Raw genomic sequence first — 12,483 nt, 5'->3', positions numbered from 1 at the left:
ACTCACTGTGCGTTCAAGGCGGCATCCACCCGCGCCGCGGCATCAGCCGGAAGCCAGGCAGACCATATATCGCGATGTTCCTTGAAGAACGCCAGGCTCATCGCATCGGCATCCTTATGTTTCTCCGACATTTCGGCCAATATGTTGTTGAATAATGGAAGCGGTATTTGCACCTTTTCAAACAGCTGTACAAGCTCAGGTGCCTGGTCATGCAAATCTTTCGAGATGCCGATCGTAATCTTCGCAGGGAGCGAGCGGGACGGTAGAGGACTGGGATTCTTGGAGTCGGAAAGTGTTTCCCAGGCTTGCTGACTGAACGGTGGCTCCTCAAGCTGTATCAGCTTGAAGCGGCCCATCAACGGCGTAGGCGACCAGTAGTAAAACACGATCGGCTCGCCTCTGCGGATAGCCGTACTGATGGCTGCGTCCAGGGCTGGACCGGTTCCAGTACGGAAATTCGTAAAACTGTCAGTTAACTTGTAGGCCTTGAGCTTTTGCGTATTGACGATTTCACAGGTCCAGCCAGTCGGGCAATTATAGAAACGGCCTTTGTCGGGTGATTCAGGATCCTTGAACAGATCCTTGTATCGCGACAAATCCGTTACAGACCTCAGCTCAGGCGCCTTGGCCTCAATCCCACGAGCCGAATCGCCCTTAACCAGATATTCTGGAACCCACCATCCCTCCGTAGCCCCCTTGACCGTTTCTCCAACCGAGAACACCTTGCCGGCCTTCTCCGCCTCACGCCAAAACGGGCTACGGCCAGCCCACTGCTCGCCTGTTACCTGAATATCGTTTTGCGCCAGCGCATTTTCCATCGTTACTGTATTGCCGGGAATCGCATCGGTCTTGCAGCCATAGCCCTTTTCCACCAGAAAGCGCAGCACTTCAGTGGCGAACATGCCGCTCTCCCAGTTAAGACCTGCAAATATCACAGGCTTATCATAGGGACATTTCACCTCATCAGCGTAGGTGTAATGTGTCATACCCAGGCTTGTGACAATCGCAAGAATGGACAAAGAGATACGCATGGAAGCTCCTTCATGCTTGGCAACAAGGTCTTCGCCTGTCGCTAAATTGCTCATGCAGCTCGTACTGAGCGGCCACCTCACAGTATTTCGACAATGCGTAACGGTGCAGCCTCAGTTCAGCAGTACCACCCGCCCCTGCCATGTAGAACCACTACGGGAAGCGATTACCAACGCCTCACGGTCATGTGGCGCCTGGATAACAATTTCACCATCAGGCAGCCAGAACGTACTACGTCCGGTCGCAAGCCAGCCACCGGTTTCGCCTACATGGTTAGCCAACAGGACAGGAAAGCCATGAATCTGCGCATATGACCTTAGCTGCGCAGTATCCGCTTCAAAACCACTTGGCGTAATCAGAGCGCTGGTGACATAAAGAGAAGCACCTGCCTGAGCCGCACTCGCAGCATGCTCGGGGTGACTTGTGTCGGCACATATGGCCAGGGCTATGCGCTCGCTCTCAAGAAGTAGCAGTGGCCCACCGCTTCCCGCCTGAAATGCCTGGTCTTCACCTTCGTGCAGGTACCGCTTGGTATATAGCACGTCGTCCCGCCCCGCACCTATTACCAGCGCCGCAATAAGCGGCTTCCCTGTCGAACTTAACGGCATGCCTGCCAGAATTGATATGCCTGTCTGAGCAGTAGCCTTACGCAACGGCACCAAGCGAGAGTCATTGGGCAACAGCGCATTCTGGCTAGCCATCTTCCGCTCATACCCTGTCAGTGACAGTTCAGGAAAGACAAGAAAGTCGACGCCTTGCCGAGCAGCCTGTTCGATTACACGGACATGGCGCTCGACATTGGCTTGAATGTCATGACCAACCGGCGTGATCTGTGCAGCAGCGATTACGATACCTGTAGAACTCATCGGCACATCCTGGCAAGGAAGGCCAGAGGATGCCATATAACAAACCCATGACGTCAACATAACGTCCGAGCCATACCCGACAAGACAGATAGTAGAGGGGTAGAAAGTGATGGGTGCAGTCAGTCCCTAGGCAAGGGCAACAGAATGACTTCTACCCAGTTTTCATAATCCATGCAGATTTCAAGTGTCTCGATAGTTGAGATCATATGAGTCGTCTTGATCTCAGGATCGAAGCGCTTGTTCTGGATAACAGCTTTCCCACCATTGTTGAGCATCATGGCCACAATGATCGGTTCGCTTTCAAAATTGACCAAATGACGAAAAACAGCCTCGTAAATATCCTGAGTGCGACCAGAAGCAGGCGAGTCAATTTCTACCTGGTAAATAGTACCGGCCTTCAAATAGCGATAACTCACAGTAGAGAAATGCATCGGTCAAGCACACTGAAAGATAAAGTTTCTTATCTTACCTGATAGCAATTGGCCATTTATCAAAAAAGCGTAAATCTCCGCAAAAGAAAAAGGCTATTTGCGGGCAAAGCTTCAAAATGAACCTGACCGTTTTCAATAGCTGAACAAAAAACAAAGCTTGATTGGACGAACTTGCCGGATAATCAGCTGGTCGATGGTTGAGAATGATCAGAATGGGTTTTCCATGACATTTCCTCTCGTCCGCCACGCTTATCGATCCACTCGGCTTCTGGCCTTTTCCGCTTCGGTTGTTCTGTTAGGTGCCTGTGCCACTGCTACAGACAGATCCGAGATGTGGAGCTATCAAAATGCCCAACAGCATCAGGCGCTCCCACCAGACCAGGCGTACCCGGAATTATTTGCAGCCGTACAGCAGCAATGGTTGTTCGACGATCAAAAGCATTTTGTCGATGCCCTACCGCTAAGGCCTCCCGCCACTATCCGGGCGGATTACTTGGCGAAACGAGCCAACCCTGGCTTTGATCTCAGACGCTTTGTGGCAGACAACTTCGAGCCATCAGGAGCTGCTGAAACCCAAAAGCCTCAGACAGGTACCGATATTCGTGAACATATCGATAACCTCTGGCCTGTACTCACGCGACATTATGAGAAGGTACCGGCATATAGCAGTATGCTGCCGCTACCCTACCCCTATGTTGTTCCGGGGGGTCGCTTTCGCGAGCTGTACTATTGGGATTCCTACTTCACCATGCTTGGCCTGGTAGAGAGTGGACAAACGAAGTTGGCGCGTCAGATGCTGGATAACTTCGCCTACCTGATCGATACCTATGGCCATATCCCCAATGGCAATCGCACCTATTATCTGAGCCGCTCCCAGCCACCCTTCTTCTCTTATATGGTTGAGCTGGAGGCAAAGACGGAGGGGGATGAAGTCTATCGCCGTTACCTTCCGCAATTGCAAAAGGAATACGCTTATTGGATGGAAGGTTCGCAAACGCTAAAGCCCGGCGAGGCTGCCCAGCACGTTGTTCGTCTGGCTGACGGTACGCTATTCAACCGCTACTGGGATGCCAGCGATACGCCTCGCCAGGAATCCTACATGCAAGACAAGGAAACGGCAGCCAAGGCTGCTGATCGCCCGGTCAATGAGGTTTACCGAGACCTGCGGGCCGGAGCAGAAAGTGGCTGGGACTACACATCACGCTGGCTGGGTGATGGGAAAACTCTCGCGACTATCCGTACAACCGCTATCGTTCCGGTAGATCTCAACAGCCTTCTCTATCATCTGGAAACCACAATTGCACTTGCTTGTGAAAAGAACGCCATGGCGAATTGTACGCAACGCTATAGCCAGCATGCAGAAGCGCGAAAGGCTGCCATAGAGAAACACCTGTGGAACAACAAGGGCTATTACGCTGACTACGATTGGCAGAAGAATCAACTCAGCGATCAGATCACAGCCGCTACGCTCTATCCTCTTTATGCAGGAATCGCCAATTCCGATAGAGCCCGGCAAACCGCATTGACTGTTGAAAAGAATCTGGTCAAAACCGGTGGGCTTGTCACTACGCAAATCCATAACGGACAGCAGTGGGACTCTCCCAATGGCTGGGCTCCGCTTCAATGGATCGCCGTAGAAGGCTTGCGCCGCTATGACCAGCAGGATCTAGCCAGAACCATCGGCCAGGGTTTCCTTGATCAGGTGCAGACGCTGTTCACCAAAGAGCACAAATTGGTCGAGAAATATGATGTGGAGGGTTCAAGCCAGGGAGGTGGCGGTGGTGAGTACAAACTGCAGGATGGCTTTGGCTGGACCAACGGTGTCACGCTGAAACTACTCGACCTCTATCAGCAACCACCAGCTAATGCGCAACCCTGACACCATTAACCAAAGGGCAAGTCTATCTCTTTGCCCTTTGGTTGCCTCGCTAGGCATGGACGTCTTGGCTTTCACAGCTTTCGTCCTATCGCCTAGGCTGAGCAATACACCCGTTACCGGAGCGCCCATGATCGACACGACTTCCCACAATATCGCTGACCTGAAACAACACCTTTCTAATGCATTGGACGAAGGTGTAAATGAAATCAAAGCGCATCAGGAGGAAGGTCTCGATATCCCGGAGGCCATGCATGAGCGCCTGATCCGTATCCGCTCAATGCAAGAATCCCTTGAAAAAGGAGAAGACATACGTCTTGAGCTCGAACACTTCGAGGCGTGGAAAAAAGAAAACAATTTGATTTGAGCTGTATAGAAATAAAAAAGCCCCGCAGCATAACTGCGGGGCTTTTTAATATGGCGGAGAGATAGGGATTTGAACCCTAGGAGCCATTGCTGACTCAACGGATTTCGAATCCGTCCCGTTCGGCCACTCCGGCACCTCTCCAATGCAGCGCATGATAACAGCTGAAATGCGTCAGGCGAAGCCTTGAATGCAAAATTTCTACCATTATCAGGCGTTTGCAAAAGCCGCCTGCCAACCTTAGAGCGGTACGCCTAAGCGGTTAGCCACTTCTTCATAGGCCTCGATAACGTCACCCAGCCCTTGGCGGAAGCGATCCTTGTCCATCTTCTTACGGGTTTCCTTATCCCATAGACGGCAGCCATCAGGGCTGAACTCATCGCCCAGCACAATCTGGCCATGGTGCACACCAAACTCCAGCTTGAAGTCCACCAACAGCAGTCCTGCGTCATCGAACAGCTTTTTCAGCACGTCGTTCACCTGGAACGTCAGCTCTTTCATGCGAGACAGCTGTTCAGGCGTAGCCCAGCCAAATGCATAGACATGGGTTTCGTTGATAAAGGGATCGTGCAATGCATCATTCTTGAGGAACAGTTCAAACGTGGGCGGGGAAAGCTCCAGCCCTTCCTCAACACCTAGGCGACGCACTAGGCTACCAGCAGCATAGTTACGAACTACACACTCCACAGGAATCATGTCGAGCTTTTTAACCAGACATTCATTGTCCGCAAGCAACGCATCGAATTGGGTTGGAATCCCTGCTGCCTCAAGCTTTTGCATGATGAAGGCGTTGAACTTGTTGTTCACCATGCCTTTACGATCAAGCTGCTCTACCTTTTGACCGTCGAACGCAGACGTATCATTGCGAAAGAGAAGAATGAGACGATCCGGGTTGTCCGTCGTGAACACAGACTTGGCTTTGCCGCGGTAGAGTTCGGTGCGTTTTTCCATGATGGCTCCGCTTTTAAATAATCGAAGGTTCAGGCAATGAGCTGCCAACCAAGACCTTCGTGCTGATCGGCGACCTGCAGCCAGTCCGCATCGCACCCCAGGGTGTCGACGAACGTTTGCCGAGCCAGATGCGGCCGATTGTTCTTTTCACTCAGATGCGCCAACACAAGATGCTGCAGGGCATCGCATTGCAAGCGGCAAACCAGCGAGGCCGCCTGCTGATTACTTAAATGACCGTGTGATCCACTGACCCGCGCTTTCAGAAAATAGGGGTACAAACCTTCATCCAGCATCTGCCGGTCGTGGTTCGCCTCGATCACCAGGGCGTCCAGATCACGATAACACTCCAGTACTGTCGTTGTAGCCTCGCCCAGATCGGTAAGCACACCCAAGCGACGCCGGCCATCAAAGAAGACGAACTGTGTCGGATCATATGCATCATGAGACACAGGAACGCTTTTGATCTCAATAGCTTCTAACTCTAGCGTATCGCCTGCCGCCAGTACCGTTGTAGCAGCAATAGGCTTGCGTAAGCCGCGCACTGTACCCTCGGTCAGATAAACCGGAATCCCATAACGACGCGATAACAGTTCGACCCCATGAACATGGTCGGAATGCTCATGGGTAACGAGAATGGCATCGAGTTGTGTAGGTTCGACGCCCAGGCGAGCCAGGCGTCTTATCGTTTCACGTAGCGGAAAGCCGCAATCGATCAGTATGTAGGTGTTATGGCTGTGAACCAGGGTTGAATTCCCCCGACTCCCGCTGCCCAGGACCGCGAAGCGCATATTGCATGCTCGTCTGTAGCTTTTTCAGCACCGTCTCGGCCATATCGGCTGGCGCTACGGTGTTGATGTCTTTATCCAGCGTGACTTGAACAGCATCGCCTACATTGGTCAGACGAACCTGATAACGCTCGGCACGAGCGTTTTCTTCTTCCTTGGAGGGCTCATGACCAAACAGGCGCTTGAGGAATCCAGGTTTGTCCTCGTTGGGCTTGCGTGCACCCTCAGCCAGATTGATGTAGTACACCCCCAAGCTACGGTCCATATCGTCAACGCGTATGTTAGCGCCTTCCAGGGCACGACCGACACTGGACCAGGCACGATCAAAGTCGCTCGTCAGGCTCAGCATCGGGTCGCCATTGCCATCTCTCGTATAGGAGACCCGCTCAGGCGTATCGTAGGAACCAGCAGCCAACAGAGATACTGAACCACCTTGGGTATCGGCACTTGCCAGACTGGTTACCATTTCATTCAGCAGGGCTGCATCGAAGGCCGATGTATCCGAACGAGAAGACCAGTTCGGCTCACTGCTGCTGCCAGTCTTGCGCGTCTGGCTTTGTACAAAGATTTCACTGGTGTTGCTGGAAACCCCTGGCTCGATCCGCACCCGAATACGTGTTTCGGAGCCCGGCTCGATATCACCACCTGTGCTCAAGCTGCGAGCCAACGGTGTCGTCAGGTCGGTCAAAGGTTGCCAGCGTGTCGTGAACTCACCGGTCTGCGGACGTGCCTCACCAATTACGAAGCCATTATCGGTAAAGAACTGATTGGCTACCGGCCAGATCTCGGCAGGCTGCTTTTGAGCGACGATCCAGCGGGCCTTACCATTGCGCTGCAGGCTATAGCTACCCGTATCAGCCTGGACAGCCAATGCTTGAGGCCGTGGAGCCTCGAACTCTGAAGGATGGTCCTGGGTATCCGCTACGTTAGCGGGAATGGGTAGCAGGGGCTGCAAGGACTTGGCCTGAACATCAGTCGGAACCTGCATCGGAGCCGTTTGACGCGACTCCAGATAATCATTACTGCGATCACGAAAATACCCGTGCTCGCCCCATAGCCAGCCACACCCACTGGTCGTGCTGATTACTACGGCAAGGGTTGTTAGTCCAGCCAGTCGCTTCATGCGTAAATTCTCCATCAGGCCAGCACACCGGACTGACGCATTGCCTGGCGAAGCGGCTCATGACAGCGCGGACTCAACCAGGTCAGAGGAAGACGGATACCCTCAGGCATCATTCCCATTTCATGCAACGCCCACTTGACCGGGATCGGATTGGACTCGATGAACAGGTTCTTGTGCAGAGGCATCAATTTTTCATTAAGCGCACGAGCAGTCTCGGCGTCGCCACGCAGGGCAGCCGCGCAAAGTTCGCTCATGTCACGGGGCGCCACGTTGGCTGTAACCGAAATATTGCCTTTGCCACCCATCAACATCAGTTCGACAGCCGTGGCATCATCGCCGGAGTACAGCATGAAATCGCTGCTCACACGATCCAGAATGTCACGGGCGCGCTGCAAATCGCCTGTCGCTTCCTTGATACCAACGATATTCGGCACTGTCGAAAGCCGTTCTACCGTCTCGGCCAACATGTCACAGGCCGTACGCCCGGGCACATTGTAAAGGATCTGGGGAATCGCCACGGATTCGGCGATATGCCGGAAATGCTGATACAGGCCTTCCTGAGTAGGCTTGTTGTAGTAAGGCGTAACCAGCAGGCAAGCGTCCGCACCTGCATCCTTGGCCGCCTGCGTCAGATCAACCGCCTCACGCGTGGAATTGCCGCCCGTCCCTGCAATGACGGGAATACGGCCAGCCACCTGTTTGACTACACGGCGAATGACCTCGATGTGTTCTTCTACATCCAGAGTGGCGGACTCGCCAGTTGTTCCGACCGCAACGATGGCATTGGTGCCTTCGGTCAGATGAAAATCAACCAGCTTGGTCAGGCTGGACCAGTCCAGATGCCCCTGTGCATCCATGGGCGTGACCAGCGCCACCATACTGCCTGTGATCATGCAACCGCTCCTGCCGAGAAAAGAGAGCCGTAATGGTACTGACGCTACCAGCCTTGCACAAGCCAAGCTCCGGTAAGGCATTCCCCAACAACGCGCTTTTCGCTACCCTTCGGTTTTGGCCGGTCTACCGGTTTCATCATCAGGAAACACTGAATGTCTGCTACACCACCGCCTCGTGAGCAATTTCTAGTTATCAGTGCGCTGGGCTCCAACCCTATGGAGCTAACCAATGTGCTCTATCGCACGTGTTTGGAAAGCCGCTGCGCGGTCGTCAGCAGCCGCCTGAGCCGACACGGCGAATTCAGCGCACTGATCCTTCAAGTGTCCGGCAACTGGGACGGCCTGGCTCGACTGGAGTCCAGTTTACCTGCTCTGGCAAAGCGACAAGGTTTCACGATTGGTGTAACACGTAGCGCAGCGTTGGAAAACCGAGCGCAAGCCCTACCGTACGTCGTTTATGTCAGTGCGGCCTATCGCTCGGATATTCTCAATGAACTCTGCCAGTTCTTTACCGACCATCGCATAGAGGTAGAAAGCCTGGTTTGCGATACCTATCAGGCGCCCCAGACAGGCGGCACCATGCTGACAGCGACCATTACGGTCATTCTGCCAGCCGGTACTCAGATCAGTTGGCTACGGGATCAATTCCTGGACTTTGCGGACGCACTGAACCTTGACGCGCTGATCGAACCTTGGCGACCTCAGAACCCGTAATCCAGTAAGCTAAGTGAAGAAACGAACATGACAGTTACCGTTGATCAACCCGTTCCCGATTTCATAGCGGCTGCTACTGGCGGAAAGGACCTGTCGCTCGACACGTTCAGGGGTCGGCAGGTTGTATTGTATTTTTATCCCAAAGACAGCACGCCGGGCTGCACAACCCAAGGCCAGGGGTTTCGCGATCATTACGAGGCATTCCAGGCTGCCAATACCGTAATAATTGGTGTCTCCCGCGACGGCATCAAGTCCCATGAAAACTTCAAAGCCAAGCAGGCATTTCCATTTGATCTGATCAGTGACAAATCAGAAGCGCTGTGCACGCTGTTTGATGTGATCAAATTGAAGAAGCTGTACGGCAAGGAGTATATGGGAGTTGACCGCAGTACCTTCCTAATCGACAAGGAAGGGATTCTTCGCCGGGAATGGCGTGGGGTAAAGGTCCCGGGACACGTGGAAGACGTTCTAGCAGAGGCCCAGGCTCTGAATAGTTGATTTCCAAGGGAGGCTTCTGCCTCCCTCCACTTCATGCCTTGCGCAACCAATAATGAAATACGTTTTCCTGTGCCTGTTCGCCGATCAATGCATGCCCTGACAACTGGGCAAAGGTCCTGAAATCACGCTGCGAGCCGGCATCCGTTGCCGTGACCTTCAATACCGAGCCAGAGGCCAAGCGGTTCAGTTCCATTTTGGCTTTCAGCAATGGCAGTGGGCAACTTAATCCACTGGCATCCAGCTCCGCATCACACGGCCCTGTATAAGTACTGGATTCACTCATAAGAAAACTCCATAAATCCCAAGGATAACGTTCACAGCCTTTCATCGCTAGGCAGCAGCTGTGGGGACAGATAAAGTAAGGGTTTTGCAGTCATGAGCGCCCCTATGAAATTTTTGCGCCCTGCCCTTCTTGGTCTGTCCTGCCTGATAGCTGTACCCGCTCCCGCAGCCACTGATCTACCGTCGCTAGGGGATGCAAGCTCCTCAGTTGTCTCTCCTGAACAGGAGTTTCAGCTTGGCCGCACTTGGTTGAGTATGCTCAGGGGGCAAATCACGACACTGACCGACCCACAACTCAAGCAGTTCGTGGAAAGCAGTGTTTATAGACTGGCCGAGACGAGCCAGATTCAAGATCACCGCCTCGTATTCATCCTGATCAAAGACCCACAAATTAACGCATTTGCTGCCCCCGGTGGGGTCGTAGGCGTCAATGGGGGGCTATTCCTGTATGCCCAGACCGAAGCTGAGTATGCAGGCGTCCTCGCGCACGAATTAGCCCACCTGAGCCAGCGGCACTTTGCACGAGGCGTCGAAAATCAGAAGCGCATGCAACTACCGTTGATGGCAGCCATGCTGGCCGGCATTGTAGCCGCTGCTGCTGGCGGTGGTGATGCCGGTATCGCAGCGATTGCCTCTACACAGGCAGCCGCCATACAAAGTCAGCTCCGCTTCTCTCGTCAGAACGAGCAGGAAGCGGACCGGGTAGGCCTGATCAACTTGGCTAAGGCTGGCTATGACCCACGAGGCATGCCCAATATGTTTAGCCGATTGGCTAGGCAATACCGTTACGATCAGCGACCACCCGAATTTCTCCTTACCCACCCGGTAACAGAGGATCGCGTTGCAGATACTCGTAACCGTGCAGATCAGTATCCCGCAGGAGGACGAGAAGACAGCCTGCAGTATCAACTGATGCGCGCAAGGGTTCAGCTGCTTTTCGAGGAAACTCCAGGCATAGCCGTCAAGCGCTTTCGTGCCATGTTGGATGAAAACCCAAAGTTGGAAGCAGCACGTTACGGCCTTGCTGTTGGCTTGACTCGCCTCGGCCAGCTCAATGAAGCACGCGAAACGCTTAAGCCTTTGCTGGATGCTTCTCCAAACGATGTCACGTACAACCTGGCCCAGATCGAGCTTGACATTACCAATAACCGGCTGCCCGACGCACAAAAGCGCGTAGCGAGAATGATGGAAATGTACCCCGATAACTTCGCGGTCAACATGCTACAAGCCGATCTACTGGTTAAGCTCGATAAGCCCAAGGATGCCAGCGCTTTACTGGACAAGGTAATCAAAGCGCGCCCACTGGACCCTGATGTATGGTACCGGGCTGCAGAGGTGCGCGGCCAAGCGGGACAGCTGATAGAGGTCCATCAGGCCCGTGCCGAATACTTTGCCCTGACAGGTGATTATGATCAGGCCATACAGCAGCTGGGATTTGCAAAACAGCGTGCTTCAAATAATTTTCAGTTAGCGGCGCGGATAGATGCACGTCAGCAGGAAATGATTACGCAAAAGCGAACTGCTGAAGAAATCATGTGATAGGAAACAGGACAGGAAACGCCCATCAGGCGTTTCCTGTCTGCCTTAATCTTGCTGCCTGGGTAAAGTCCAGCATGCGCTTGAGTGGTTTTACTGCCCTAGGTATCAGGGAAGGATCAACCAGAACTTCACCGCTACCCTCCTGCAAACAGGCCAGCGTACGCTCCAAGGTATTCATGGCCATCCAAGGGCAATGCGCACAACTACGACAAGCAGCACCATTACCCGCCGTAGGCGCCTCAATGAATACTTTGTCAGGACACAACTGCTGCATTTTGTAAAAGATGCCTTTATCCGTTGCGACAATAAACGTCGAGTTGGGCATCGTCTGTGCAGCCTTGATCATTTGACTGGTTGAACCAACCATGTCTGCCAGCTCGATCACAGCCTCAGGAGATTCGGGATGCACCAGAACCGCAGCATCAGGATAGAGCGATTTGATATCAGTCAGCTGAGAAGACTTGAACTCCTCATGAACGATGCAGGCGCCATCCCAAAGCAGCATATCGGCACCTGTTTCCCGCTGAATGTAGCGGCCTAGATGACGGTCCGGTGCCCAAAGAATAGGCTCGCCGTTATCCATCAGGTGCTCAACGATATCCAGGGCACAGCCAGAGGTTACAACCCAATCTGCCCTGGCTTTTACGGCAGCTGAAGTATTGGCATAAACTACTACCGTCCGCTCGGGATGCTTATCGCAGAACGCAGCGAACTCCTGAGCTCCGCACCCGATATCCAGCGAACAAGTAGCCTCCAGCGTAGGCATGAGCACTCGCTTCTCGGGATTGAGAATCTTGGCAGTTTCTCCCATGAAACGCACCCCAGCCACCACGACTGTAGAGGCCTTATGCAGGTTACCAAAGCGTGCCATTTCGAGCGAGTCTGCCACGCACCCGCCCGTTTCCTCGGCAAGCGCTTGCAGAATGGGATCGGTATAGTAATGCGCAAGTAGAACAGCGTTATGCGCTTTGAGCTCAGCCGCAATGGCATGGCTAAAATGCTCTCTTTCAGCTGTACTTAAAATTTTAGGCTGCTTAGCCGCGAGATGGGCTTGAACCAGAAGTCGTTCCGAGATTTGCGACATGCTCGCTACACCCAAACGCTAAAGGGACAGAAGGAGTGTATCGCCAGG

The 12,483-nt window shown here is 53.3% G+C and carries 14 protein-coding genes and 1 tRNA gene; 5 read left to right on the top strand and 10 right to left on the bottom strand.

All coding sequences use genetic code 11. The annotated features are described in order from the left end of the window. Positions 1–2: 2 nt before the first annotated feature. From EAW52_RS08015 to EAW52_RS08005, 3 genes are all read right to left on the bottom strand, one after another. Positions 3–1,031, bottom strand: coding sequence for an ABC transporter substrate-binding protein (locus tag EAW52_RS08015; protein WP_122042040.1), 1,029 nt, complete (start codon positions 1,029–1,031; stop codon positions 3–5). Between the two features lie 111 nt (positions 1,032–1,142). Continuing rightward, entirely contained in the window at positions 1,143–1,895 is a 753-nt protein-coding gene (locus EAW52_RS08010) for a carbon-nitrogen hydrolase family protein (protein WP_122042039.1), read from the bottom strand. 119 nt (positions 1,896–2,014) lie between these two features. Further along, positions 2,015–2,326, bottom strand: coding sequence for a hypothetical protein (locus EAW52_RS08005; RefSeq protein ID WP_122042038.1), 312 nt, complete (start codon positions 2,324–2,326; stop codon positions 2,015–2,017). Between the two features lie 223 nt (positions 2,327–2,549). Here EAW52_RS08005 and treA point away from each other — a divergent pair, with 223 nt between their 5' ends. Next, positions 2,550–4,205: an alpha,alpha-trehalase TreA gene (gene treA, locus EAW52_RS08000; protein ID WP_162997606.1), complete on the top strand. Its 1,656-nt coding sequence runs from the start codon at positions 2,550–2,552 to the stop codon at positions 4,203–4,205. Positions 4,206–4,332: 127 nt separating this feature from the next. After that, positions 4,333–4,569, top strand: a complete 237-nt coding sequence (locus EAW52_RS07995) for a hypothetical protein (RefSeq protein WP_010795164.1) — start codon at positions 4,333–4,335, stop codon at positions 4,567–4,569. Between the two features lie 51 nt (positions 4,570–4,620). Here the strand turns inward: EAW52_RS07995 and EAW52_RS07990 are convergent. The 5 genes from EAW52_RS07990 to dapA form a co-directional block, all read right to left on the bottom strand. Further along, positions 4,621–4,710: transfer RNA gene (locus EAW52_RS07990), tRNA-Ser, on the bottom strand. Between the two features lie 96 nt (positions 4,711–4,806). After that, on the bottom strand, positions 4,807–5,517 hold the full coding sequence (gene purC / locus EAW52_RS07985) for a phosphoribosylaminoimidazolesuccinocarboxamide synthase (protein ID WP_010795165.1): 711 nt from the start codon (positions 5,515–5,517) through the stop codon (positions 4,807–4,809). Between the two features lie 29 nt (positions 5,518–5,546). Further along, positions 5,547–6,305 (bottom strand): MBL fold metallo-hydrolase, encoded by a 759-nt coding sequence (locus EAW52_RS07980; protein ID WP_010795166.1) that lies wholly within the window; start codon positions 6,303–6,305, stop codon positions 5,547–5,549. After that, a complete protein-coding gene (gene bamC, locus EAW52_RS07975) occupies positions 6,244–7,425 on the bottom strand; it encodes an outer membrane protein assembly factor BamC (RefSeq protein WP_122042036.1) in 1,182 nt (393 codons plus the stop codon). Before bamC ends, EAW52_RS07980 begins: the two co-directional genes overlap by 62 nt. A 14-nt stretch (positions 7,426–7,439) precedes the next feature. Next, complete coding sequence (gene dapA / locus EAW52_RS07970) at positions 7,440–8,318, bottom strand: 4-hydroxy-tetrahydrodipicolinate synthase (protein ID WP_122042035.1); 879 nt, start codon at positions 8,316–8,318, stop codon at positions 7,440–7,442. A gap of 153 nt (positions 8,319–8,471) precedes the next feature. Here dapA and EAW52_RS07965 point away from each other — a divergent pair, with 153 nt between their 5' ends. Further along, positions 8,472–9,032, top strand: coding sequence for a glycine cleavage system protein R (locus tag EAW52_RS07965; RefSeq protein ID WP_010795170.1), 561 nt, complete (start codon positions 8,472–8,474; stop codon positions 9,030–9,032). Between the two features lie 27 nt (positions 9,033–9,059). Then, positions 9,060–9,530, top strand: a complete 471-nt coding sequence (locus EAW52_RS07960; RefSeq protein WP_010795171.1) for a peroxiredoxin — start codon at positions 9,060–9,062, stop codon at positions 9,528–9,530. Positions 9,531–9,561: 31 nt separating this feature from the next. On the opposite strand, the gene EAW52_RS07955 is transcribed toward EAW52_RS07960, so the two are convergent. Beyond that, positions 9,562–9,813 (bottom strand): sulfurtransferase TusA family protein, encoded by a 252-nt coding sequence (locus EAW52_RS07955; protein ID WP_010795172.1) that lies wholly within the window; start codon positions 9,811–9,813, stop codon positions 9,562–9,564. A 104-nt stretch (positions 9,814–9,917) separates the two neighbouring features. Between EAW52_RS07955 and EAW52_RS07950 the strand changes: the two genes are divergently transcribed. Then, on the top strand, positions 9,918–11,351 hold the full coding sequence (locus EAW52_RS07950) for a M48 family metalloprotease (RefSeq protein WP_122042034.1): 1,434 nt from the start codon (positions 9,918–9,920) through the stop codon (positions 11,349–11,351). A 25-nt stretch (positions 11,352–11,376) separates the two neighbouring features. Here EAW52_RS07950 and nadA read toward each other — a convergent pair whose 3' ends face one another. After that, entirely contained in the window at positions 11,377–12,435 is a 1,059-nt protein-coding gene (gene nadA / locus EAW52_RS07945) for a quinolinate synthase NadA (protein WP_122042033.1), read from the bottom strand. Positions 12,436–12,483: the final 48 nt, after the last annotated feature.

The organism is Pseudomonas sp. LTJR-52, assembly GCF_003691465.1.
In the GTDB taxonomy this organism is placed as follows: Bacteria; Pseudomonadota; Gammaproteobacteria; order Pseudomonadales; family Pseudomonadaceae; genus Chryseomonas; species Chryseomonas luteola.
This window is presented reverse-complemented; position numbering and strand designations above follow the sequence as displayed.